Source organism: Pseudonocardia xinjiangensis (genome assembly GCF_012911925.1).
Classification (GTDB): Bacteria; Actinomycetota; Actinomycetes; order Mycobacteriales; family Pseudonocardiaceae; genus Pseudonocardia; species Pseudonocardia xinjiangensis.
Window position 1 is genome coordinate 1 of sequence record NZ_JAAXKY010000011.1, and the last position, 23,613, is coordinate 23,613.

Annotated in this window: 20 protein-coding genes; 9 read left to right on the forward strand and 11 right to left on the reverse strand. The window is 71.8% G+C overall.

Annotated elements, in window-relative coordinates:
• Positions 1-27: 27 nt before the first annotated feature.
• A complete protein-coding gene (locus tag HF577_RS05700; protein ID WP_246265881.1) occupies positions 28-852 on the reverse strand; it encodes an MFS transporter in 825 nt (274 codons plus the stop codon).
• Positions 853-1,095: 243 nt separating this feature from the next.
• Positions 1,096-1,932 (reverse strand): IclR family transcriptional regulator, encoded by an 837-nt coding sequence (locus HF577_RS05705; protein WP_169394676.1) that lies wholly within the window; start codon positions 1,930-1,932, stop codon positions 1,096-1,098.
• Between the two features lie 119 nt (positions 1,933-2,051).
• Between HF577_RS05705 and HF577_RS05710 the strand changes: the two genes are divergently transcribed.
• The 4 genes from HF577_RS05710 (at position 2,052) to HF577_RS05725 (ending at position 7,726) form a co-directional block, all read left to right on the forward strand.
• Positions 2,052-3,068 carry a hydroxymethylglutaryl-CoA lyase gene (locus HF577_RS05710; RefSeq protein ID WP_246265883.1) on the forward strand — a complete coding sequence of 339 codons (1,017 nt, stop codon included), beginning with the start codon at positions 2,052-2,054 and terminating at the stop codon, positions 3,066-3,068.
• 27 nt (positions 3,069-3,095) lie between these two features.
• Positions 3,096-4,292 carry an FAD-dependent oxidoreductase gene (locus HF577_RS05715; protein ID WP_169394677.1) on the forward strand — a complete coding sequence of 399 codons (1,197 nt, stop codon included), beginning with the start codon at positions 3,096-3,098 and terminating at the stop codon, positions 4,290-4,292.
• Between the two features lie 179 nt (positions 4,293-4,471).
• Positions 4,472-6,196, forward strand: a complete 1,725-nt coding sequence (locus tag HF577_RS05720; protein ID WP_169394678.1) for an alpha-keto acid decarboxylase family protein — start codon at positions 4,472-4,474, stop codon at positions 6,194-6,196.
• Between the two features lie 81 nt (positions 6,197-6,277).
• Positions 6,278-7,726 carry an MFS transporter gene (locus HF577_RS05725; protein WP_169394679.1) on the forward strand — a complete coding sequence of 483 codons (1,449 nt, stop codon included), beginning with the start codon at positions 6,278-6,280 and terminating at the stop codon, positions 7,724-7,726.
• 18 nt (positions 7,727-7,744) lie between these two features.
• On the opposite strand, the gene fdhD is transcribed toward HF577_RS05725, so the two are convergent.
• From fdhD to HF577_RS05760, 7 genes are all read right to left on the reverse strand, one after another.
• A complete protein-coding gene (gene fdhD, locus HF577_RS05730) occupies positions 7,745-8,617 on the reverse strand; it encodes a formate dehydrogenase accessory sulfurtransferase FdhD (protein WP_169394680.1) in 873 nt (290 codons plus the stop codon).
• Positions 8,605-9,798: a molybdopterin molybdotransferase MoeA gene (locus tag HF577_RS05735; RefSeq protein ID WP_169394681.1), complete on the reverse strand. Its 1,194-nt coding sequence runs from the start codon at positions 9,796-9,798 to the stop codon at positions 8,605-8,607. Before HF577_RS05735 ends, fdhD begins: the two co-directional genes overlap by 13 nt.
• Positions 9,798-10,022, reverse strand: coding sequence for a formate dehydrogenase subunit delta (locus tag HF577_RS05740; protein WP_169394682.1), 225 nt, complete (start codon positions 10,020-10,022; stop codon positions 9,798-9,800). Before HF577_RS05740 ends, HF577_RS05735 begins: the two co-directional genes overlap by 1 nt.
• A 3-nt stretch (positions 10,023-10,025) precedes the next feature.
• Positions 10,026-12,851, reverse strand: coding sequence for a formate dehydrogenase subunit alpha (gene fdhF, locus HF577_RS05745; RefSeq protein ID WP_169394683.1), 2,826 nt, complete (start codon positions 12,849-12,851; stop codon positions 10,026-10,028).
• Positions 12,848-14,425 (reverse strand): formate dehydrogenase beta subunit, encoded by a 1,578-nt coding sequence (locus HF577_RS05750; RefSeq protein WP_169394684.1) that lies wholly within the window; start codon positions 14,423-14,425, stop codon positions 12,848-12,850. Before HF577_RS05750 ends, fdhF begins: the two co-directional genes overlap by 4 nt.
• Complete coding sequence (locus HF577_RS05755; RefSeq protein ID WP_169394685.1) at positions 14,422-14,904, reverse strand: formate dehydrogenase subunit gamma; 483 nt, start codon at positions 14,902-14,904, stop codon at positions 14,422-14,424. Before HF577_RS05755 ends, HF577_RS05750 begins: the two co-directional genes overlap by 4 nt.
• A gap of 69 nt (positions 14,905-14,973) precedes the next feature.
• Entirely contained in the window at positions 14,974-15,909 is a 936-nt protein-coding gene (locus tag HF577_RS05760; protein WP_169394686.1) for a LysR family transcriptional regulator, read from the reverse strand.
• A gap of 216 nt (positions 15,910-16,125) precedes the next feature.
• Here HF577_RS05760 and nicT point away from each other — a divergent pair, with 216 nt between their 5' ends.
• Positions 16,126-17,205: a Nickel transporter NicT gene (nicT, locus tag HF577_RS05765; protein WP_246265884.1), complete on the forward strand. Its 1,080-nt coding sequence runs from the start codon at positions 16,126-16,128 to the stop codon at positions 17,203-17,205.
• A 144-nt stretch (positions 17,206-17,349) separates the two neighbouring features.
• Here nicT and HF577_RS05770 read toward each other — a convergent pair whose 3' ends face one another.
• Entirely contained in the window at positions 17,350-17,973 is a 624-nt protein-coding gene (locus tag HF577_RS05770) for a superoxide dismutase (RefSeq protein ID WP_169394688.1), read from the reverse strand.
• A gap of 253 nt (positions 17,974-18,226) precedes the next feature.
• On the opposite strand from HF577_RS05770, the gene HF577_RS05775 reads away from it, so the two are divergent.
• On the forward strand, positions 18,227-19,927 hold the full coding sequence (locus tag HF577_RS05775) for a bifunctional metallophosphatase/5'-nucleotidase (protein ID WP_169394689.1): 1,701 nt from the start codon (positions 18,227-18,229) through the stop codon (positions 19,925-19,927).
• A 16-nt stretch (positions 19,928-19,943) separates the two neighbouring features.
• Here the strand turns inward: HF577_RS05775 and HF577_RS05780 are convergent, their stop codons facing one another.
• Positions 19,944-20,699, reverse strand: a complete 756-nt coding sequence (locus HF577_RS05780) for an SDR family NAD(P)-dependent oxidoreductase (RefSeq protein WP_211173849.1) — start codon at positions 20,697-20,699, stop codon at positions 19,944-19,946.
• A gap of 138 nt (positions 20,700-20,837) precedes the next feature.
• Between HF577_RS05780 and HF577_RS05785 the strand changes: the two genes are divergently transcribed.
• The 3 genes from HF577_RS05785 to HF577_RS05795 are packed head-to-tail and all read left to right on the forward strand — an operon-like array spanning position 20,838 to position 23,300.
• A complete protein-coding gene (locus HF577_RS05785) occupies positions 20,838-21,776 on the forward strand; it encodes a glutamate ABC transporter substrate-binding protein (RefSeq protein ID WP_169394690.1) in 939 nt (312 codons plus the stop codon).
• Positions 21,777-21,783: 7 nt separating this feature from the next.
• The gene (locus HF577_RS05790) at positions 21,784-22,431 is read left to right on the forward strand and encodes an amino acid ABC transporter permease (RefSeq protein WP_169394691.1); all 648 of its coding nucleotides are present in this window, start codon (positions 21,784-21,786) and stop codon (positions 22,429-22,431) included.
• Between the two features lie 8 nt (positions 22,432-22,439).
• On the forward strand, positions 22,440-23,300 hold the full coding sequence (locus HF577_RS05795; protein WP_169394692.1) for an amino acid ABC transporter permease: 861 nt from the start codon (positions 22,440-22,442) through the stop codon (positions 23,298-23,300).
• The last annotated feature ends 313 nt before the right edge of the window (positions 23,301-23,613 follow it).

A 23,613-nucleotide genomic window follows, 5' to 3' on the forward strand; every position in this document is an offset into this window, starting at 1 on the left:
CCTCCATCAGTGCACCGGTGTTCGGGCTCAGCGGAGAGCTCGTCGCCGCCCTGGGCATCGGTGCCCCGCTCCAGCGGCTGGGCCCGGCCGAGGCCGGCCGGTGGGCTCCGACGGCAGGCCGCCTGCCTCGTTCTCGAGCCGGGTGACCACCTGGTCGGCCTCCTCGGTGCGCCCCACGGACTCGAGCCATCGCGGCGACTCCGGCAGTCCGCGGCGCAGGAGGAACACGACGAAGGCGCCGAGCGCGCCGATGACGAACATCCACCGCCAGCCCGCGACACCCAGCCACGTCGTCATGGCGAGCGAGTGGGCGAGGAAACCGAGCACCGGCACCCCGATGAAGCCGAGCGTGTAGGCCCAGGCGATGTACCGGCCGCGGCGGCGCGCCGGCAGCAGGTCGGTGAGGTAGGTGTCCGCGAGCGGCAGCTCGGCCCCGAGGCCGACCCCGGCGAGGAACCTCGTGGTGACGAGCCACACGGCGCTCATGCTGAACGCCCCGAGCAGGGAGAACAGCGAGTAGATGGAGAGGTTGAGCAGGAACGCGCCGCGCCGTCCGAGACGGTCGGCGAACCGTCCCAGCACCAGCGCCCCGACGAACATCCCGATGAACGTCGAGGAGAGGACCAGCGGGAGCTCGGCCTTGGAGAGCCCGAACTCGCCCACCAGCACGCTGCTGAGCACGCCGGTGAGGAAGACCTCGTAGAACTCGAAGAACAGGCCGAGGCCCACGGCGACGGTGGCCCGCCGCTGGGTGCGGGTGACCGGCAGCCGGTCGATCCGCTCACCCACCTCCCCTGGCTGGTCGCGCGGGGCCTGTTCGAGTGGCCCCCGTGTCCCACGTGTCTCGGTCAATCGATCCTCCTTGAACGGTCGGACAGTCGGACACATTGATGGAAGTGGAACCCACGATGTGAACGTCGACTCACCATGCTGCGACCGCAAGATGGGACCGTCAAGAACCCGTGCCCGGCATTGTGGGACGCGGACGGGACAGACCGGACGAGCCGGTGGCGAACGCCCCCGAGCCCGGCCCCGGCGGTGCCGGGAGCGGTGTCCGGAGGGGCCGCGGAGGGATCGGCCGCGGGGATCGCGGGGTCAGTCGCCGGTGGCGGTGGCCCTGACGTCGGCGACCGAGGCGGAGAGGTTCTCGGCGCGCATCTCGGCGCGGAAACCGATGCGCCGCGAGGCGTCGCGAGCGAGCTCCATGACGGTCGGAGCCCACCGGCCGGCCTCGGCCGGGCCCAGCCGCTGGAGCGGGGCACCGATGCCCAGGGCGGCGACGAGCTCTCCGCTGAGCCCGAACACCGGTGCACTGATGGAGGCGGCGCCGGCGTCCCGCTCCTCGAAGCTGGCCGCGTAGCCGGCGCGCCGGATGGCGGCGAGCTGTCCGGTGAGCTCGTCGATGTCGACGGTCGTGTGCTCGGTGAACCTGCCCAGGCCGTGCCGGACCGCCTCCTGGCGCGCGGTCGGATCCCAGGCGAGCAGCACCTTGCCGGCCGATCCTGCGTGCAGCGGCATGACCATCCCCACCACGAACAGCCGGATCACCGGATGCCGGGACTCCGCGAGCGAGACGACCGTGCGGAAGGGGCCGTGCCGGACGTAGAGGCACGCCGTCTCACCCGTCCGGTCGCGCAGCGCCTGCAGCGCGGGCCGGGTGAGCCGGACGATGTCGAGGCCGAACGTGCCCGGCGCGGCCCACTGCACGAAGTCCAGGCCGATCCGGTAGCGGTCGTCGTCGCGGTCGAGGAAGCCCTCGACCACGAGGTTGCGGACCAGTCGCTGGCAGGTGCTCGGAGGCAGCCCGGTCGTCCTGATGATCTGCTGCAGGGTCAGCTCCGGCTGCTCGATGCTGAACGACCGCAGGATCTGCGTGATCTTGCGCAGCACGAGTACCGGCACCACAGACGTGCGGCCGTCATCGTCCGGCATGCCTTCACTCCTGTCCCGCTGTGAGATGACGCATCGTATCGATCTCTGCCTTGACGCCAGATCGTCGTATCCACATGCTAGAGATCGAAGTCATATAGTGGGGGGTCAGGGATGACTGCATGACAATCCTGAGGGCTGCGGGACACGACACCGTCCGGCGGCTGCGCGCAGGAGGAGTGACCTGGATGGACGCCGAGCGAGACGTTCTGATCACGGACGTCGTGCTCCGGGACGGCCTGCAGGACGAGCCCATCTCCGTCGCGCCACTGGACCGCGTCCGCGTCGCCCGCCGGCTGCTCGACGCCGGCCTCGTCTCGCTGGAGGTCGGTGCCTTCGCCAGCCTGCGCCGGGTGCCGCAGATGGCCGGGTCCGACGCGGTGCTGCGCACTCTCGTCGCAGAGAGCACCGCCGCGCTGTACACCCTCGTGTTCACCGAGTTCGGTGCCCAGCAGGCCGTCGAGGCCGGTGCCCGCTCCGTGCGGGTCGTCGTCTCCGCGACCGACCGGCACAGCAGCGCCAGTGTCGGCGTCTCCACCGCGGAGGCACTCGACCGCCTCGGCCCGGCCTTCGGGGTGTTGCAGGCCGCGGGCGTGACCGCCGAGGCGTGCGTCGCACCGGCCTTCGTGTGCGCGTTCGACGGCGACATCCCGCCGGAGCGGGCGGCGGCGACGGCCCGGCGGCTGGTCGAGCTCGGGGCCGTGGTGGTGCACCTGGCCGACACGGTCGGGGCGGCCCAGCCCGGCGCCGTCACGCGCACGGTCGCCGCGGTCCGCGATGTGGTTCCCGATGTGCCGCTCGGCCTGCACCTGCACGACACCCACGGGATGGCCCGGGCCAACGCGTGGACCGCCTTCCAGCTCGGTATCACCCGCTTCGACGCCGCGATCGGCGGTCTCGGCGGCTGTCCGTTCGCCCCCGGGTCATCGGGCAACATCGCCACCGAGGACCTCGTCCAGATGTTTCACCGCGAGGGTATCCGCACGGGCATCGACCCGGAGAAGCTGCGTCGCGTCCGCGACGAGCTCTCGGTCGTCCTCGGTCATGCGCCCCTCTCGGCACTGTCGCGTGTTCCTCCGGACGTGCCCGGAGCCGCCGGAGGTGACCCGGCGTGGTGCGGGCCGCCGCTGGTCCCATGAAGATCGGGACGCTCGTAAGCTCGAGGCGTGGGGCTGCCCGACGTGCTGGTGTGCGGAGCCGGCATCGCCGGTCTCACGCTCGCCTACTGGCTGAGCCGGCACGGGTTCCCCACCACCGTGGTCGAGCGCGCACCCGCGCTCCGGGCCGGCGGGCAGTCCGTGGACCTCCGCGGGGCGGGATACGCCGTGGTCGAGCGGATGGGGTTGCTCGACCGGATGGGCGAGGTGGCCCTCGACCATCGAGGGTTCGCATGGGTCGACGCCGTGGGGCGGGTGACCGCCCGGATTCCGGCGGAGCTCTTCGGAACTCCGGAGCGGATGTCCAAGGTCGAGGTGCTGAGGGGTGATCTCGTCCGGGTGCTCCACGACGTCGGCGTCGGTGCGGTCGAGTACCTGTTCGACGACACGATCTCCGCCATCGTGCAGGACGGCGGCGGCGTGACCGTCTCGTTCCGGAAGGCGGGTCGCCGCCGGTACGGCCTGGTGCTCGGGGCCGACGGAGTGCACTCCGTGGTGCGTCGCCTGGTCTTCGGCCCGGAGGCGCGCTGCGTCCGGGCCGTGGGCGGGTACACCGCGTGGTTCACCGCTCCGGACGCCGGTGATCTCGACGGCTGGTTCGTCACGCACAACGCTCCCGGTGGCCGCGCCGTCTCGCTGCGGTCCGGACGCTCGCCCGGTGAGTCGAAGGCCCGGCTGAGCTTCACCTCGGCGCCGGGGGAGCACGACCGGCACGACGTCGCCGCGCAGCAGGACCTCGTCGCCCGCCGGTTCGCCGGGGTCGGCTGGAAGGCCCCGGCGTTGCTCGGGGCGATGCGCGCGGCGTCCGACTTCCGGTTCGACTCGATCAGCCAGGTCCGCCTCGCCCGGTGGTCACGGGGCCGGGTCGGCCTTGTCGGTGACGCGGGCTACTGCCCGACGCTGCTCACCGGGCTGGGGACCAGTCTCGCCATCGTCGGGGCCTATGTGCTGGCAGGCGAGCTCGCGACGGCCGGCGGTGACCACCGCACCGGGTTCGCCCGCTACGAGCAGGTGTTGCGGCCGTACGTCAGGAGGGGGCAGAGCCTGCCGTTGGGCATGCACGGCTTCGCACCCACCGGTGCGGGCGTGATCCGGCTGCAGGCCGCGTCGATCCGCTGCGCGACGAGCCGGCCGTTGCGTGGCCTCCTGGCCCGGCAGCTGGGCCGGGTCGGGCAGTTCGCACTCCCCGACTACGGCCGCGGCTGACGGCCTGCGCCGTGGCGCCGGGCCGGTAGCGTCATCCCGGCACCCGGCCGGCCCGCCGGGGCGTACGTGCGCCAGCACCCGGATTGCGATCGTCGTCACGGACCGGCGACAGGAGCCACGGTTCCAGCAAGGCTCGTTCCACCGCAGCCTTCGGCAGCCCTCGTACCCCGAGAGGAACCATGTCCGTCCCCACGCCAGACGTCCTCCCCGCACCGGACGCAACCGTCACCGTCGGCGCCTACCTCGCCACCCGCCTGCGCCAGCTGGACGGTCCCCACGTCTTCGGTCTTCCGGGTGACTTCAGCCTCGGCCTGCTCGACGAGATGCTCGCCGTCCCCGGCATCGAGTGGGTCGGCTGCACCAACGAGCTGAACGCGGCCTACGCCGCCGACGCGTACGCCCGCGGCCGTCGCGGGCTGGCAGCGGTGGTCACCACCTACGGGGTCGGCGAGCTGTCGGCCATGAACGGCATCGCCGGCAGCTACGCCGAGGACGTCCCGGTCGTGCTGGTGAGCGGAATGCCACCCACGAAGGCCCGGGCCGAGGGTCTCCTGCTCCACCACACGCTGGTGGACGGCGACCACGACCACTTCGTCCGTGCCTACCGCGAGGTGACCGCCGCGGGCACCGTCCTGCGCGCCGCGACGGCGGTGGGGCAGATCGACCGGCTGCTGCTCACCGCGATCAACGAGGGCAAGCCGGTCTACCTGGGCATCCCCGCCGACGTGGCGGTCGCGCGCGTCCCGGCCGCGAACCTGGCGCTGCCCCTGCGCCGCTCGCCCAGCGACCCGACGTCGATCCAGCAGTTCCGGGCCGCGCTGGTGGCTCTGCTCGCGGCAGAGCCCTCACTGACCGTCCTCGCGGGGCCGCGGGTGCACCGGCGGCGCCTGGAGGGCGAGCTCGCGAAGCTGGCCGATCTGCCGGGCGTCCGCATCGCGACCCAGGCGGGCGCGAAAGCCATGCTCGACGAGCGCCACCCCGCGAGCCTCGGCACGTACATGGGCGCCATGACCAGGTCCGCGGCCACCCGGGACGCCGTCGACGGCGCGCCGCTGCTCGTACTGGCCGGCACGACGCTGAGCGACGTGCTCACGGGGCTGTTCACCCACCGGTTCTCGCCGGAGGACGCCGTCGAGCTCGGCTTCGAGAGCGCCCGGATCGGCGCCTCCCTCTTCCACGGCCTGCACATGGACGACTCCTTGCGGATCCTGCACGAGGTGGTGGCCGAGCGGGGCTTCCCACCGTTGCCACCGCTGCCGAAGGAGCCCCGGCCCGGCGTCCCGGATGCGCCGGACTCCGACGTGCTGACGCAGGGCCAGTTCTGGGCGGAGGTCCAGCAGTGGATGCCCGAGGGGGTGACCGCGATCGCCGACGCCGGTACCGCCCTGTTCGGGGCGCTGGCCCTGCACATGCCGCACAACTCCGACCTGCTGGCCCAACCCGTCTGGTCGTCGATCGGGTACACCCTGCCCGCGACCCTCGGCATCTCTCTCGCCGTGCCGGAGCACCGCAGCGTGCTGTTCATCGGTGACGGTGCCGCACAGCTGACCATCCAGGAGCTGGCCACGATCCTGCACGGTGGGCACACGCCGATCATCGTGCTCATCAACAACGCCGGGTACACGATCGAGCGGGCCATCCAGAGCCCGCATGCGGTCTACCAGGACATCACCAGCTGGGACTGGGCGGCACTGCCGTCCGTGCTCGCCCCAGGAGTACCGGTGCTCACCACGACGGTCCGCACCCGGGAGGCCCTCGCCCTGGCACTCGTGCAGGCCCGGGAGCGCACCGACCGGCTGGTGCTCGTCGAGGCGGTCCTCGACCCGTCCGACGCCCCCGAGCTCCTCGTCGAGCTGGGCCGCGGTGCCGCGCGCGCGAACGGGGCGCCGCCACCCGCCGGGTGACCGATGTCCCATTCGGAAATGCTCCTCGCCGGCCAGGTAGTTGTAGCGTGCTAACTACCTAGCGAGCTTCTTGGGGTGGACATGCCCGAACTTGACCGGCGCCACAAGACGGCGATCCTGTGGATCTGTTGCATGGGGCTGTTCATCGTCGGGTTGGACAACACGATCGTCAACCTGGCCCTGCCCTCGATCGGCCGCGAGCTCCAGGCCTCGGTGTCGAGCCTGCAGTGGGTGATCGACGCCTACACCGTCGTGCTCGCGAGCCTGCTCATGCTGGCGGGCTCGACGGGCGACCGGTTCGGTCGCAAGCGCGTGTTCCAGATCGGTCTGGTCCTGTTCAGCCTCGGGTCGCTGCTGTGCAGCATCGCCCCCGGCATCGGGCTGCTGATCGTGTTCCGGATGCTGCAGGCCGTCGGTGGCTCGATGTTGAACCCGGTCGCGTTGTCGATCATCACGAACACGTTCACCGAGCGCCGCGAGCGGGCGAAGGCCATCGGCGTCTGGGGCTCGGTCGTCGGGCTGAGCTGGGCGCTCGGCCCGTTGTTCGGCGGCGTGCTGGTGGACAGCATCGGCTGGCGGTCGGTCTTCTGGATCAACGTGCCGATCGGGATCGCCGCCGTGCTTCTCGTGGCCCGGTTCGTGCCGAACTCCCGGGCGGCACGGCCGCGGCCGCTCGACCCGGTCGGGCAGGTGCTGCTGATCGTGCTGCTGGCCACGCTGACCTACGCGATCATCGAGGCGCCCGGCCTGGGCGTCCGGTCGCCGTGGATCATCGGCTGCGCGGTCGTGACGGTCGCCTCCGCGATCGCCTTCGTCCGCTACGAGCAGCGCAAGGACCAGCCGCTGCTGGACATCAAGTTCTTCAGGAGCGCCCCGTTCACCGGCGCCACGCTCATCGCCGTCGGCTCGTTCGGCGTGATGGCGGGCTTCCTCTTCCTCAATGCCCTGTACCTGCAGGAGGTGCGCGGGTTCACACCGCTGCACGCCGGCCTGCTCACGCTGCCGATGGCCGTCATGACGGCGGTGCTGTCGCCGATCTCGGGACGCCTCGTCGGAACGCGCGGCCCCCGGCTGCCGCTGCTGGCGGGTGGCCTGGCGATCGCGGTGGGCTCCTTCCTGCTCTCCGGGCTCACCGCACAGACCTCGCTGCTGACGGTGGTGCTCGCCTACGCCGTGTTCGGGGTCGGGTTCGGCTTCATCAACCCGCCGATCACCACAGCCGCCGTCTCCGGGATGCCGATGGCGCGGGCCGGCGTGGCGGCGGCGGTGGCGTCCACGAGCAGGCAGGTGGGCGCGACGCTCGGGGTGGCGGTGCTCGGATCGGTGGTGACCGCCCGGATCGTCGGGCCGCTGTCCACCGGCTTCGTCACCGCGGCGCATCTCGGTTGGCTGATCATGACCGCGATCGGTGTGGCGATGTTCGTGATCGGCCTGGTGACCACCAGCAAGTGGGCACTGCGCACCGCTCAGGTGTTCGACGAGCCCGGCGACCGGCCGGCCGGCACGACGGTGGCCGCACCGGCGAGGTAGCCGGTCGGCCCCGCGCCGTCAGGGCGTGGCGAAGGCCGGGTCGCGCGGAGTGGCCGGCGCGCTCTCGGGCAGCAGGATCCGGTCGGTGCGCGTGTAGATGTTCATCGAGCCGTCGCGGATGAAGCCGGCCATGGTGAGGCCGCACTCCTCGGCGAGCTCGACCGCGAGCGACGACGGCGCCGAGACCGCAGCGATCACCGGCACGCCGGCCATCACGGCCTTCTGGGCCAGCTCGAACGACGTGCGCCCGGACACCGTGAGGACACAGCCGCTCGCCGGGATCCGGCCCTGCAGCAACGCCCACCCCAGGACCTTGTCGACGGCGTTGTGCCGCCCGACGTCCTCGCGCACGACCAGCAGGTCGCCGTCGGCGGTGAACAGCCCGGCCGCGTGCAGCCCGCCGGTGCGGTCGAAGACCTGCTGGCGCCGCCGCAGGGCGTCGGGCAGGCCGGCGAGCACCTCCGCGGACACCTGCGTGGGGTCGGCGGCGGGGGAGTGCCGCGACTTCAGGCGCACGGCGTCGAGCGACGCCTTCCCGCACACCCCGCACGACGAGGTGGTGTAGAAGTTGCGCTCCACACCGGGGTCCGGGGCGGGCACACCCGGCGCGAGCCCGACGTCGAGAACGTTGTAGGTGTTGCGGCCGTCGGCGTCGACGGAGTCGCAGTAGCGCGCGGTGCTGATGTCCGCGGCACTGCCGATCACGCCCTCCGTGAGCAGGAAGCCGTGGGCGAGCTCGACGTCGTGGCCCGGCGTGCGCATCGTGACGGCCAGCGGCTTGCCCGCGACCCGCAGCTCCAGCGGCTCCTCGACGGCGATGGAGTCGGGCCGCCGCGTGACACCGTTCGGGGTGACGCGCAGTACCGCGCGCCGCGCGATCAGACGCCCCATGGTCGTGCTCCCTGGTCGAAGGGCAGGAGACGCGCGGCGATCGCCGCGGCCGGGCCGGGGTCGACCACGGCGAGCGCGTCGGCGACCGCGGCCCCCCGGAGCATCGCCGGCCCGTTGTGGCCCACCGGCTCCGCGCCGTGGGGGCCGACGCGCACCGGGACCAGCCGGGTGCACACGGCGTGGCGGGGCAGCCCGCCCGGAACCGGGGCCGCCACCAGGACGGGCAGCGGCTCACCGCGCAGCCCGCTGATGACGGGGACCGCGAGGGTCAGGAACGCGGCGAGCGCGGCGAACGGGTTGCCGGGCAACCCCACCACCAGCCGCCCGTCGCGCAGCCGGGCCAGGGCCTGCGGGTGACCGGGACGACAGGTCACGCCGTCGACGAGGAGGTCCGCCTCGAGCGCGGCGAGCGCCGGACGCAGGTGGTCGGCGGGACCGGAGGCCGAGGAGCCGGAGACGAGCACCAGGTCGGCGTCGGCGTCGGCGATGGCGTCGAGGAGCAGGGCGCGGGAGTCGGGCAACGCGGCGGTGGCCACCGCCCGGGCACCGGCGCCGGCCAGCAGGCCGGGCAGCATGGGACCGATGGCGTCGCGCACCCGGCCCGGCCCCGAGGGCCCCTCGGAGACCAGCTCGTCGCCGGTGACCAGCGCGGCCACCCGCGGGTGCGGATGCACCGGCAGCCGGTCCAGGCCCAGCGTGGCGACGAGCCCGAGCACGGCGGGGTGCACCACGATGCCTGCCGGCAGCAGCTCATCGCCCGCCGAACACTCCTCGCCGGCGCGGCGCACGTGCCTGCCCGGCGTGACCGACCCGGCGACCCGGCGACCGTCCACGACAGCGTCCTCGTCGGGCAGCACGGCCGTGGTGCCTGCAGGCACGGCCGCCCCGGTGACCACGGCGAACGCTTCGCCGGCACGCAGCTGAGCGGGCGCGGAGGTGGCGACACCGACCCGGCCGACGAGCGTCCACGGCGCCGCGCCGCAGACCGCGTAGCCGTCCATCGCCGAGCGGTCCACCGGCGGCACGGCGGACGGCGCCACCACGGGCGCGGCCAGCACCGCCCCCTCCGCGTCGGCGATCGGGACCCACCGCACGGGCAGCGGCCGCGCGGCCGCGTGGGCCCGCTCCCGCGCGCCGTCCCAGGACAGCGACGTCACGGGCGGTGCGAAGGCGGTGCTCATCAGGCCGCCGGGCGGAGGAGCTCCGCCGCCCGCACGGCCATCGGGTCGAGCCCCTCGCCGCCGGAAGCGACGTGGGCCAGCAGCGCTGCCCTCATCCGCGGCTCCCAGAAGTCGCGCAGGTGCGTGGCCACCGCGGCGGCCGCCACCTCGAACGGCTGGTGGGCGAACTGCACGGCGACCTCATTGGCCAGCCGCACGTGCGGGGGGACGGTGGTGGTGGACATCGATCAGTCCCCTGCCGTGACGACCGGCCGCTGCGCCAGCTCCTCGCGGACGGCGACCTGCGCCGACGAGAGCGCCACCTGCACAGCGGTGACCTTGTACTCCGGACAGTTGGTGGCCCAGTCGGAGTTGTCCGTGGTGATCACGTTGGCTCCGGTGACCGGGTGGTGGAAGGTCGTGTAGCAGACGCCGACAGGCATCCGTTCCGACACGACGGCCCGCAGCGTGGTCTGACCGACCCTGCTGGAGAGCGCGACCATGTCGCCGTCGTTGATCCCCCGCACCTCCGCGTCGTGCGGGTGCAGCTCGAGGAGGTCCTCGGGGTGCCATGCGGAGTTGGCCGTGCGGCGGGTCTGCGCGCCCACGTTGTACTGCGACAGGATCCGGCCGGTGGTGAGGATCAGCGGGAACTTGCGCGTGCTGCGCTCCTGGGTGGGCACGTAGACCGTCTCGACGAGCCGGCCCTTGCCGCGCACGAACCCGTTCTCGTGCATGATCGGCGTGCCCTCGGGAGCCGCGTCGTTGCACGGCCACTGCACGCTGCCCACCCTGTCCAGGTGGGCGAACGAGACGCCGGCGAACGTCGGGGTGGTCATCGCGATCTCGTCCATGATCTGGGCGGACGAGTCGTAGTGCATCGGGTAGCCCATCGCCTGCGAGATCTCGCAGATGATCTCCCACTCCTGCTTGCCCGTCTTCGGCGCCATCACCGGGCGCACCCGGTTGATCCGCCGCTCGGCGTTGGTGAACGTGCCGTCCTTCTCGAGGAACGACGTGCCGGGCAGCAGCACGTGGGCGAACTTCGCCGTCTCGTTCTCGAAGAGGTCCTGGACGACGACGAGGTCGAGCGCGGCGAGCGCGGCGTGCACGTGCGTGGTGTTGGGGTCGGACTGGGCAATGTCCTCGCCCTGCACGAACAGCGCCCGGAACGAGCCGTCGATGGCCGAGTCGAACATGTTGGGGATGCGCAGGCCGGGCTCATCGAGCAGCGGCACGCCCCAGAGCTGCTCGTAGACGTCACGGGCGCCGTCGTCGGAGACGTGCCGGTAGCCGGGCAGCTCGTGCGGGAAGGAGCCCATGTCGCAGGAGCCCTGCACGTTGTTCTGCCCGCGGAGCGGGTTGACGCCCACACCGTCGCGGCCGATGTTGCCGGTGGCCATCGCGAGGTTGGCCATGCCCATGACCGTGGTGGAGCCCTGGCTGTGCTCGGTGACGCCGAGTCCGTAGTAGATCGCGCCGTTGCCTGCGGTCGCGTAGAGCCGGGCCGCGGCCCGGACGTCGGCGGCGGGGACCCCGGTGATGTCCGCGACGGCCTCGGGGCTGTTCTCGGGGCGGGCGATGAACGTCTCCCACTCCTCGACGCCCTCGCAGCGCTCCCGCATGAACTCGCGGTCGGCGAGCCCCTCGGTGACGATGACGTGCGCGATCGCGTTGACGATCGCCACGTTCGTGCCGGGCGCGAGCTGCAGGTGGTGCTCGGCCTCGATGTGGGGCGAGCGGACGAGGTCGATCCGTCGCGGGTCGATGACGATCAGCTTGGCGCCCTGGCGCAGCCGCCGCTTCATGCGCGACGCGAACACCGGATGGCCGTCGGTGGGGTTGGCGCCGATCACCAGGATCACGTCGGCCTTGGCGACGGACTTGAAGTCCTGCGTGCCCGCGGACGTGCCGAAGGTCTGCTTGAGGCCGTAGCCGGTGGGGGAGTGGCAGACGCGGGCGCAGGTGTCGACGTTGTTGTTGCCGAAGACCGCGCGCACCATCTTCTGGACGACGTAGACCTCCTCGTTCGTCGTCCGCGACGAGGTGATCGCGCCGATGGAGCCCGGACCGTGCTCGGCCTGGATCTCGCGCAGCCGCCGTGCCGTGAACTGGATGGCCTCGTCCCAGGAGACCTCGCGCCACGGGTCGGTGATCGACTCGCGCAGCATCGGGGCCATCACGCGGTCCGGGTGGCTGGCGTAGCCGAACGCGAACCGGCCCTTGACGCACGAGTGACCCTCGTTGGCGCCACCGTCCTTGTAGGGCACCATCCGCACCAGCTCGTCGCCGCGCAGCTCGGCCTTGAACGAGCAGCCGACACCGCAGTAGGCGCACGTGGTGACCACCGACCGGGTGGGCATGCCCAGCGCCACCACCGACTTCTCCTGCAGCGTGGCCGTGGGGCAGGCCTGCACGCACGCGCCGCAGGAGACGCAGTCGGACTCCATGAACGACACGCCTGCGCCCGCGGCGACCTTCGAGTCGAAGCCGCGGCCCTCGATCGTGAGCGCCAGGGTGCCCTGCACCTCGTCACAGGCGCGGACGCAGCGCGAGCACGCGATGCACTTGGAGGCGTCGAAGTCGAAGTAGGGGTTGGACGTGTCCTTGAGCAGGTCCATGTGGTTGGCGCCGGCCTCGACACCCGACCCGTAGCGGACCTCGCGCAGGCCCGTGACCCCGGCCATGTCCTGCAGCTCGCAGTCGCCGTTGGCCGAGCACGTCAGGCAGTCCAGCGGGTGGTCGGAGATGTAGAGCTCCATGACCCCGCGGCGCAGCTTCCCGAGCTTCTCGGTCTGCGTGCGTACGACCATGCCGGGCGCGACGGGCGTGGTGCAGGACGCGGGCGTGCCGCGCGCGCCGTCGATCTCCACGACGCACAGCCGGCAGGAGCCGAACGCCTCCAGGCTGTCGGTGGCGCAGAGCTTGGGGATGTCGAGCCCGGCCTCCTTCGCTGCGCGCATGACCGACGTGCCCGGTGGCACGGTCACGGCCACCCCGTCGATGGTCACCTCGACGGTGGCCGCACCCTCGCGGGCGGGCGTGCCGAAGTCGGGCTCCTTGAGCAACGTCATGCCGTGCCCCCGTCGGTTGATCCTGTGGTGGTGGTCGCCGGGACGCCGAAGTCCTCGCCGAAGTGGCGCAGCGCGCTGCGCACCGGCAAGGGGGTGAGGCCGCCCATGGCGCAGAGCGAGCCGTCGGTCATCAGCTCGCACAGGTCGTCGAGCAGGACGAGGTTCTTCGAGCGGTCCTCGCCTGCGCGGATGCGGTCGATCGTCTCGACGCCCCGCACGGCACCCACCCGGCACGGGGTGCACTTGCCGCAGGACTCCTCGGCGCAGAACGAGAAGGCGAAGCGGGCCATGGAGGACATGTCGACGGTGTCGTCGAAGACGACGATCCCGCCGTGGCCGACCATCGCCCCGGCCGCGGCGAACGACTCGTAGTCCATCGGCAGGTCGAACTGCGTGGTGGGCACGTAGGCGCCCAGCGGGCCGCCCACCTGCACCGCGCGCACCGGACGTCCGGACGCGGCGCCGCCGCCGAGGTCCTCCACGAGCTCGCCGAGGGTGATCCCGAAGGCAGTCTCGACGATCCCCCCGCGGGCGATGTTGCCGCCGAGCTGGAAGACGTTGGTGCCCAGCGAGCGACCCATGCCGTAGGCCGCGTAGGCGGCGGCGCCGCCCGCGAGGATCGTGGGCACCGTGGCCAGCGAGAGCACGTTGTTGACCACGGTGGGGCGGCCGAAGAGCCCTTCGAGGGCCGGGATCGGCGGCTTGGCCCGCACCATGCCGCGCTTGCCCTCGAGGCTCTCGAGCATCGAGGTCTCCTCGCCGCAGATGTAGGCGCCCGCGCCCACCCGCACGTGGAGGTCGAAGGTCAGCTCCGAGCCGAGGATCCGCTCACCGAGCCAGCCCCTGGCGCGGGCGATCTCGATCGCGGCGCTGAGCGTCTCGACGGCCTCCGGGTACTCCGAGCGCAGGTAGACGTACCCCTCGGTGGCGCCCACCGCGTGAGCCGCGATCGTCATGCCCTCGATCAGCGTGAACGGGTCGCCCTCGATCAGCATCCGGTCGGCGAAGGTGCCGGAGTCGCCCTCGTCGGCGTTGCAGCAGACGAACTTGATGTCCGCGGTGGCGCCGAGCACCGTGCGCCACTTGATCCCCGTGGGGAACCCCGCGCCGCCCCGGCCGCGCAGCCCGGAGGACACGACCTCCTCGACCACGGCGGCCGGCTCCATCGCGAGCGCGGCCCGCAGCCCGGCGTAGCCGCCGTGGGCCTCGAAGTCGTCGGCCGAGAGCGGGTCGACGACCCCGACGCGGGCGAACGTCAGCCGCTGCTGGCGGCGCATCCAGGGCAGGTCCTCGACGAGCCCGAGCCCCTCCGGGGTGGCGTCCAGCAGCCCCGCGGCGACGAGCCCGTCGACCTCCTCGGGCGCGACCGGCCCGTAGCCGACCCGGCCCGCGGGCGTCTCGACCTCGACCAGCGGCTCCAGCCAGAGCATCCCGCGGGAGCCGGTGCGCACCACCTCGACCGTCCGGCCCGCGGTGGCGGCGGCCGCGGCGATCCGCTCGGCCACCTCGTCGGCACCGACGGACCGGGCCGCGGCGTCGCGCGGGACGAACACCCGCACCGTCACTGCGTTCATCGGGCCTCTCCCAGCAGTGCGTCGAGACGGGCGGGGGTGACCCGGCCGTGGAGCCGGTCGCCCACCTGCACGGCCGGACCGAGCGCGCAGTTGCCGAGGCAGAAGACCTCGTCGAGCGTGACGGCGCCGTCGGAGGTGGTCGCACCGAAGCCGACGCCGGTGCGCCGCTTCGCGTGCTCGCCGAGCGCCTCGGCCCCGACCGCCTGACAGGCCTCCGCCTGGCACACCCGCACCGTGGTGCGGCCGCCCGGGGCGCGCCGGAAGTCGCGGTAGAAGGTGACCACGCCGTGGACCTCGGCGACCGAGAGGTTGAGCACGTCGGCGATCACGGGGACGTCCGCCTGGTCGACGTGGCCGAGGTCCTCCTGCACCGCGTGGAGGATCGGGATGAGGGGGCCGCGCACGTCGCGCAGCGTGGTCGCGATGTGCCGCACGTGCTCGGCACGCACCGCCGCGAGATCCGTGACGTCCGTCGTCATGAACATGACTGTCGCGGTCTGAGGTGTCTCAGGTCAAAGCAATCATGGCTATCCCGTGATAACCGCCGTCTATGAGCGACTACGGACGTGCCGCCGTAGCAGCTCGTCCAGCTCGGCCCGCAGATCGACCTGCGCCGCCACGTCGAGGACGGCCCGCGCGAGCATCGGCTCGGGGACGCGGTCGGGCAGCACCAGTCCGATGCGGTGGCTCTGCGCGGGCGCGACCATCGGCACGATCCGCATCCCGTCGGGCACCCCGAACAGGTGCAGCCAGGCGTGGGCGATGATCGTCGACCAGCGGTGGGTGGCCACGTGCGCGTACAGCACCGACACCGCGTCCGCCTCCAGCATCGGTTCCACCGCGACCCCCACCGCGGCGAAGGCGCGGTCGAGGATCCGCCGGTTCTCCATCACCGGGGACAGCAGGCACAGCGGCAGGGTGGCGACGTCGTCCCAGGGGGCGCTGCTCCGCTCGGCGATCGGCGAGTCCTCGGGCGTGAGGAGCAGGTAGCGCTCCCGGTAGAGCGGCACGGTCCGCACCGAGCCGCCGAGCCCCTCCCCGTCGACGTAGGTCATGCCGACGTCGAGCTCGTACTCCGCGAGCTTGCGGACGATCTCGCGGGAGGACAGCGACTCGATGGAGATCCGCACCCGTCCGTGCTGGTCGCTGAACGGCGCGGTGAGCAGCGGTGCCGCGGTGAGCGCCGTGGGGATGGCGCCGATGCGGAGCTTGCCGGTGAGGCCGCCCGCCATCCGGTCGAGGTCCTGGCGCATCGCGTCCTGGTCGGCGAGCATCCGGTGGGCCCATACGACGACCCGCTCGCCCTCCGGCGTGAACCCGCCGAAGCGGCGCTCCCGCCGCACGATCTGCACCCCGAGGTCGGACTCCAGCCGGCGGATGGCCGCCGACAGTGCGGGCTGCGACACGTGGCAGGCGGCAGCCGCCCGCGCGAAATGCCGCTCCCGCGCCAGAGCGCTGAGGTATTCGAGCTGGCGCAGGAGCACCGGACAGGGATACCGGCGACGGCCCCGGAGCGCAAACAGCGCTGCGCGCTCCGTGGCGATGCCCGGGCGCCGCCGCCGAGCCGCCGGTCCGGGTCGTGGTGACGTGTGCCACCGGCAGGGGCGGGGCAATTGCCGATATCTTGCAGGAGCGTTCCCCGTGAAAGGTGTGCCATGACCTCCCCGACCGTTTCTGCCGCGTCCTCGCGGTGGGCGACCATGCGTTCGGCGCTCACTCCCGCGGATCGGTCCGCAATAGGCGGGATGTTCGGGTTCGTGCTCCTTCTACACCTTGTCGGAATAGTCGTGCTGATCGTCTTGGTGGTGCCCGCCCACTACGATCTCGGCAGCACCGGCACGTACGGGCTGGGCGTCGGCGTGCTGGCCTACACGCTGGGAATGCGGCACGCGTTCGACGCCGACCACATCGCCGCGATCGACAACACCACCCGCAAACTCATCGCCGGGGGCGGGCGGCGCCCGCTGTCGGTCGGGTTCTGGTTCTCCCTCGGGCACTCCACCGTGGTGTTCGGGCTGGCGTTCCTGCTCGCCGTCGGGGTGAAGGCGCTGGTGGGGCCGGTCGAGGACGAGAGCTCGGAGCTGCACTCGATCACGGGGATCCTCGGTGCCACGGTCTCGGGGGCGTTCCTGTGGATCCTCGGGATCCTCAATCTCGTCGTGCTCGTCGGCATCGTCCGGATCTTCCGGAGGATGCGCACCGGGGAGTACGACGAGCAGGAGCTCGAGCAGCAGCTCGACAAGCGCGGCTTCATGAACCGCTTTCTCGGCGGACTCACCCGCTCGATCTCGAAACCGTGGCACATCTACCCGGTCGGCGTGCTGTTCGGGCTGGGTTTCGACACTGCCAGCGAGGTGGGTCTGCTGGTGCTGGCGGGTGGCGCCGCGGCGTTCAGCCTGCCGTTCTACGCGATTCTGGTGCTGCCGATCCTGTTCGCCGCCGGAATGAGCCTGCTCGACACGATCGACGGCATCTTCATGAACTTCGCCTACGGCTGGGCCTTCGCCCGGCCGGTCCGCAAGGTCTTCTACAACATCACCATCACCGCGCTGTCCGTCGCGGTCGCCCTGGTCATCGGGACGATCGAGCTGCTGTCGGTGGTCACGGAGCAGGCGGGGATCACCTCCGGCCCGCTCGCGGCCATCGCCGCGATCCCCCTGGACTACGCGGGCTACGGCATCGTCGCGCTCTTCGCCCTGGCCTGGCTGGTCGCGTTCGCCGTCTGGAAGTTCGGACGCGTGGAGCAGCGGTGGTCGGACCGGACCACGGACACCCCCTGACCCCGCGAGTCGCCCGTTCCCGGTCCGCGAGTCGCCCGTTTCCCGCGCGCGAATCGCCCGTTCCGGTCGAGCCGGAGGCACTGGCCCGAGAGGCTGGAAGGCTGTCCCGTCCGCTGGACCGGACGGGACAGCGCGTCGGAGCTGTCAGGCCGGGACGATCAACCCGGTCTGCGTGCGGGCGGCGTCGAAGCGGGCCTGCGCGTCCGCCCAGTTCACGACGTTCCACCAGGCCTTGACGTAGTCCGGCTTCACGTTCTTGTACTGCAGGTAGAACGCGTGCTCCCACATGTCGAGCATGACCACGGGGACGAGCCCGATCGGCACGTTGCCCTGCTGGTCGTACAGCTGGACGATGTGCAGCCGGCTGCCCAGCGCGTCCCAGGCGAGGACGGCCCAGCCGGAGCCCTGGATCGTGGTCGCCGTTGCGGTGAACTGGGCCTGGAACCCGTCGAAGGAGCCGAACTGCTCGTCGATGGCGGCGGCCAGCTCGCCGGTCGGCTTGCCGCCGCCGTCGGGGGAGAGGTTGTGCCAGAACACCGAGTGGTTGATGTGGCCGCCGAGGTTGAACGCGAGCGACTTCTCCAGCCCGACGATCGCGCCGAAGTCGCCGGACTCCCGGGCCGCGGCGAGCTTCTCGAGGGCGTCGTTCAGCCCGTTGACGTAGGTCTGGTGGTGCTTGCTGTGGTGCAGCTCCATGATCTCGCCCGCGATGTGGGGCGCCAGTGCGCCGTAGTCGTAGGGGAGGTCGGGAAGCGTGTACTCGGCCATGGTTCTCCTCTGCTGATGATGTGCAGTCGCCAGTATCTTGCAACAGGGAGAGTCGGGTGGCAGTGTGAGGTTCTCCGTTCCGGTGGTCGTTCTGGCAGCTCGACTCGGGATCGGCCGCGGGGCCCGACGCCAGAGGTGTCGGGTCCCGCGAGTAGCTGTGACCCGATCTTCCTGTGCCGTTCATCCGATCGTGCGAGCATGATCCCGTTGTGGCGTTGCGTCGCATCTGTGAACGACAGGGGGAGGACCTCGCATGCCTCGCACTTCCGCTCCGGTCCGGCGGGCGGTCCTCGTGGGGGCGAGCGTCGTGCTCGCCGCCACCCTGACCGCCGCCACCACCGGTGGGGGTGACGGTCCGGGCGACGGCACTGGCAGCGCGCCGGTCGCGGTCCAGCTGCTGGCGCTCAACGACTTCCACGGCAACCTCGAACCGCCGTCGGGATCCAGCGGGACGATCGCCGGGGCGCCCGCAGGTGGCGTCGAGTACCTCGCCACCCAGCTCGCGCAGCTCGCGGGCCAGGTGCAGCAGGAGAACACGATCACGGTGGCCGCAGGCGACCTGATCGGCGCGTCCCCGCTGCTGTCGGCCGCGTTCCACGACGAGCCGTCGATCGAGGCACTCGGGCTGGCCGGGCTCGACCTCGCAAGCGTCGGCAACCACGAGTTCGACGAGGGTGCCGACGAGCTGCTGCGCATCCAGAACGGCGGCTGCCACGCCGACGGCTGCGCCGACCCGGACCAGCCCTACAAGGGCGCGGAGTTCCAGTACCTCTCGGCCAACGCGTTCGTCACCGACGCCGGCGAGCCGCTGCTGGCGCCGTACGCGGTCAAGGAGGTGGCGGGCGTGCGCATCGGGTTCATCGGCATGACCCTGGAGGGCACCCCCGACATCGTGACGCAGTCCGGCGTGGCCGGACTGGAGTTCCGCGACGAGATCGAGACGGGCAACCGGTACGCGGCCGAGCTGCAGAAGCAGGGCGTCGAGGCGATCGTGGTGCTCCTGCACGAGGGCGGCACGCAGGCCACGAACGCCGGGATCAACGACTGCACCGGCCTGCAGGGCCCGATCGTGCCCATCGCCGAGGGCTTCTCCCCGGCGATCGACGTGGTCGTCAGCGGCCACACCCACCAGGCCTACAACTGCGTGATCGGCGGCAAGGTCGTCACCAGCGCCAGCTCGTTCGGCCGGCTGGTCACCGACATCGACCTGCAGATCGACCCCGCCACCGGCAACGTGCTCACCGCCACGGCCACCAACGTCGTGGTCGGGCGCGACGTGCCCGCCGAGCCGGCCGAGACCGAGCTGATCGCGCGCTACCGCACGCTGCTCGGCCCGATCGCCTCGCGGCAGGTCGGCGAGACCACCGCAGCCGTCACCCGCGCACAGGAACCGCTCGTGGGGTCGCTGGCCGGGGAGTCGTCGCTCGGCAACCTCATCGCCGACGCCCAGCTCGCGGCCACCGACCAGGAGCAGGGCGCGGTGGCCGCGTTCATGAACCCCGGCGGCGTGCGCGCCGACCTGGACGCCGGCCCCGTCACCTACGAGGAGGCGTTCACCGTCCAGCCCTTCAACAACTACCTGACCACGGTGGACCTCACCGGCGCGCAGCTCGACTGCCTGCTGGAGCAGCAGTTCGTCACCGAGCGCACGCTGCAGCCCTCGGCCTCGGTGGCCTACACCGTCGACCCGAACGGCTCGGTGGGCACCGCGGCCGACCCCTGCTCGGGCACCCGCGTCGGAGCACTCAGCATCGGGGGCACGCCCGTCGACCCCGCAGCCACCTACCGGATCACCGTCAACAGCTTCCTCGCCGACGGCGGCGACGGCTTCTCGGTGCTCACCCAGGGCACCAACCGGGTGGTCGGCGGCCTCGACATCGACGGCTTCGCCGCCTACCTCACCGAGGTGGGCCCGGTGGCGCCGCCCGCCACCGACCGGATCACGGTGGCCTGAGCTCCCCTCAGGCACCTCAGGTCGGGTACGACCCGCCGTCGAGGGCGATGACCTTGCTGGTCAGGTAGCCGTTGCGGAGCATGGCGAGCGAGAGGTCGGCCACCTCCTCGGTGGTGCCCAGGCGGCCGACCCGGATGTTCGGGGGCACCGGGTCGTCCGGTCCGAACGGCAGCATCCGCGTGCCGGCGATCAGGGCCGGGGCGATCGCGTTGACGGTCACCCCGGACCCGGCGACGCGCGCCGCGAGATGGTGGGTGAGGCCGTGCAGCGCCGCCTTGCTCGCGGCGTAGTGCGGCCCGATCACCCCACCGGTCAGCGCGGCCACCGAGGAGAACAGCAGGATCCGGCCGAACCCTCGCTCGATCATCCGGGGCAGCGCCCGCTGGGCGAGGAAGAACGGTGCCCGGACGTTGACGGTCATGGTCTCGTCCCACAGCGGCCCGTCGACGTCCTCCCACGACGTCTGCGTGCCGGCGCCCGCCGCGGCGACCAGCACGTCGAGGCCGCCCAGCCGTTCGGTGGCCGCGTCGACGACCCGGGCCGGGGTGGCGGGGTCGGCGAAGTCGGCCTGCATCACCGCGGCGCGGCGGCCGAGCGTGCGCGCGTGGTCGGCTGCCTGCTCGGCCTCGGCGGCGTGTCCGCTGTAGGTGAGCAGGAGATCGGTTCCGCTCTCGGCGAGCCGCCGGGCGAGCACCTGGCCGATGCCACCGGACGCTCCGGTGACCAGGGCCACCCGATCGCGCAGAACCGTGTCGATGCCGCTGTCGGCCACGTACGTCCTCCTGGGTCGTCCTGACGAGCCCCCGGACATCGACGGTACGACCAGGGTGGACATCTCCGAACGCCCTGCCGGTCACCTCGCGGACGATTACGCTCCCCCGAACGGCTTCGTCTGGGGGTGGGACGGCTGATGCGCACCACGATCCGTCGGTTTCTCGCTGCGCTCGCGACCGTGACGTTCATGGTCGCGCTCGCGTCCTGTGCCGACTCGGGCACGGCGCCCCCGCTGCCGGGCTCGGCCGACACCAGCCGCTACGACGCCGTCATCGCCGCCTCACCGGTGGCCGACCCGGCGGCGATCACCCCGGGATCGTGGGCCGACAAGGTCAGGCAGCGCGGCACCCTGAACGTCGGCGGTACCGACGCCGGGCCGCTGTTCTCCCTGAAGGACCCCGCCACCGGCAAGGTCACGGGCTTCGACGCCGGCCTGTCGCAGATGCTGGCGCACTACATCACCGGCAAGCCCACCGACAACACGGCGCTCACCATCACCACAGTGGACACCCGCGAGACCCTGCTCGAGAACGGCACGGTGGACGCCGTCTTCGCCACGTACACGATCACTCCGCAGCGCGCGGCCAAGGTGGCCTTCGCGGGCCCGTACTACTCCTCGGGCGACGCGATCATGGTGAAGGCCGACAACACGACCATCCGCACCGCCGCCGACCTCAACGGCAGGACGGTGGCGACCCAGGCGAACTCCACCGCCGTGCTCGCACTGCAGAAAGCCGCTCCGGGGGCCAACGTCCTGCTGTTCCAGGAGGACGCCCAGTGCGTGGCCGCCGTGCAGCAGGGCCGCGCCGACGCGTACGTCATCGACCAGGGGATCCTGATCTCCGACGCCAGCACCAACCCCGCCGTGAAGGTCGTCGGGGAGCCGTTCAGCACCGAGCCCTACGGCATCGGGCTACCGCTGAACGACCCCACGGCCAAGGCCTTCGTCAACGACTGGCTCGAGGCGATCTACGCCGACGGCAGCTGGGCGAACCTGTGGAAGGCCACCATCGGCACGGTCGTCAGTGGCGATCCGCCCGCCCCGCCGGCGATCGGCTCCGTCGAGGGCTCCTGAGCACGCGGTGCAGGTCGTCACCGACAACATCGGCTTCCTGCTCGGCGGACTGCTGGTCACCCTCGAACTGACCGCGCTCGGGTTCGCCGGCGCGCTCCTGCTGGGCACCGTGCTGGCGGTGTTCCGGGTGAGCCCGATCCCGCCGCTGCGGGTGGCGGGCACCGTCTACGTCGAGGTGCTGCGCAACATGCCGCTGCTCAGCCTGCTCGTGCTGTTCGTGTTCGGGCTCCCCGACATCGGCCTGACCTTCTCGCTGTTCACGTCGGCGGCGGTCTGCCTGGCGGCGTTCGGCGCCGCGTTCGTCTGCGAGGCGGTGCGCGGCGGGATCAACACGGTGGCGGTCGGGCAGGCCGAGGCCGCCCGGTCGCTCGGTCTCACCTTCACCCAGACGCTGCTGCACGTGATCCTTCCGCCCGCATTCCGGACGATGGTGCAGCCGCTGGTCAACATCTTCATCGGGATCGCGCTCGGGTCGTCGCTCGCCGCGGCCGTGGGGGTGAGCGAGCTGACCAACCGCACGCAGGTGCTCAACCTCCAGTCGGCGCAGGCGGTGGTGCTGTTTTTGGTGAGCGGCGCCATGTACCTGGCGATCGCGCTGCTCGGCGGCCTGGTCGGGGGAGCCCTGGAACGGCGGCTGTCGGTGCGGTCCCGGTGAGAACGGTCGTGGGCGAGCCCGCACGGGTGCTGTTCGACGAACCGGGACCCCGCGGGCGGGCCCGGATCCGGCTGTTCACGGTGCTGGGGCTGATCGTGATCGCCGCGCTGCTCGCGCTGGCGCTGTGGCAGTTCGGCCGCAACGGCCAGCTCGGGCTCAGCCGGTGGGCCCCGTTCGTCCAGGTGTCCTACCTGTGGTTCCTCTGGCAGGGGATCGTCGGGACGATCGTCGCGACCGCGCTGGCCGCGGTGATCTCCTTCCCGCTCGGCGTGGTCCTCGCGCTCGGCAGGCTCTCGAAGCGGCGGATCCTGCGCTGGCCGGCCAAGGGTTACATCGAGCTGTTCCGGGGCATCCCGCTGCTGCTGCTGATCTACGCCTTCCTGCTGGCGCTTCCCCGGTTCGGGATCAACCTCCCGATCCTCTGGAAGCTGGTGGTGCCGATCGTCCTGGTCAACGTCGCGGTGCTGGCCGAGATCTTCCGGGCCGGGATCCTGGCGGTGGACCGCGGGCAGTACGAGGCCGCCGCCGCGATCGGGCTGCGCGAGGGCACCGCCATGCGCACGGTGATCCTTCCGCAGGCCGTCCGGCTGGTGATCCCGACACTGGTCACCCAGCTCGTCGCGCTGCTGAAGGACTCCACGCTCGGCTACGTCGTCAGCTACCCGGAGCTGATGAAGCAGGGCAACAACCTCACCGTCTACACCCACCTGCTGATCCAGACCTACCTCATCGTCGCCGCGATCTACGTCGTCGTGAACGTGGCTCTGTCGCGGCTGGCCGTGTGGCTGGAGCGCAGGCTCGGCACCCGCGTGCGCCGCAACGTCGCCCGGGCCGAACCCGCCGGAGCCGCGCCGCCGACGATGGCGTGACCGCCCGGCACATTGCAGCAAAGCCACTTTCATGCCAGCAGGTTGCGTGAACGTGGCTTTGCTGCAACGGCTGCGGGCTGATGCGCCACGGTCCCGCCGGACCGAAGTCCAGCGGGACCGTGACTGGCCGCTCGGCTCCCGGGGGGATTGGCGCCGAGCGGTTCTCTCAGGGCTCGCAGGACGGCATCGAACCGTTAACCGCGGCCTACGGGAAACCTGGACAGTTGTCAGGCTTCCCGGTCGGTGCCCGCAGCGACGAGGTGCGCGGCTCCGCGGCTGTCCGCCTGCCGGACAGGGCGGGGAAACCGGGCCG

Coding starts and splice junctions, on each gene's coding strand:
- HF577_RS05755 (WP_169394685.1), bottom strand. CDS start 14,904: ATGACGACGGACGTCACGGATCTCGCGGCGGTGCGTGCCGAGCACGTG.
- HF577_RS05770 (WP_169394688.1), bottom strand. CDS start 17,973: ATGGCCGAGTACACGCTTCCCGACCTCCCCTACGACTACGGCGCACTG.
- nicT (WP_246265884.1), top strand. CDS start 16,126: ATGCGTTCGGCGCTCACTCCCGCGGATCGGTCCGCAATAGGCGGGATG.
- fdhD (WP_169394680.1), bottom strand. CDS start 8,617: ATGGGGCGTCTGATCGCGCGGCGCGCGGTACTGCGCGTCACCCCGAAC.
- HF577_RS05750 (WP_169394684.1), bottom strand. CDS start 14,425: ATGAACGCAGTGACGGTGCGGGTGTTCGTCCCGCGCGACGCCGCGGCC.
- HF577_RS05775 (WP_169394689.1), top strand. CDS start 18,227: ATGCCTCGCACTTCCGCTCCGGTCCGGCGGGCGGTCCTCGTGGGGGCG.
- HF577_RS05725 (WP_169394679.1), top strand. CDS start 6,278: ATGCCCGAACTTGACCGGCGCCACAAGACGGCGATCCTGTGGATCTGT.
- fdhF (WP_169394683.1), bottom strand. CDS start 12,851: ATGACGTTGCTCAAGGAGCCCGACTTCGGCACGCCCGCCCGCGAGGGT.
- HF577_RS05735 (WP_169394681.1), bottom strand. CDS start 9,798: ATGAGCACCGCCTTCGCACCGCCCGTGACGTCGCTGTCCTGGGACGGC.
- HF577_RS05720 (WP_169394678.1), top strand. CDS start 4,472: ATGTCCGTCCCCACGCCAGACGTCCTCCCCGCACCGGACGCAACCGTC.
- HF577_RS05740 (WP_169394682.1), bottom strand. CDS start 10,022: ATGTCCACCACCACCGTCCCCCCGCACGTGCGGCTGGCCAATGAGGTC.
- HF577_RS05705 (WP_169394676.1), bottom strand. CDS start 1,932: ATGCCGGACGATGACGGCCGCACGTCTGTGGTGCCGGTACTCGTGCTG.
- HF577_RS05710 (WP_246265883.1), top strand. CDS start 2,052: ATGACAATCCTGAGGGCTGCGGGACACGACACCGTCCGGCGGCTGCGC.
- HF577_RS05785 (WP_169394690.1), top strand. CDS start 20,838: ATGCGCACCACGATCCGTCGGTTTCTCGCTGCGCTCGCGACCGTGACG.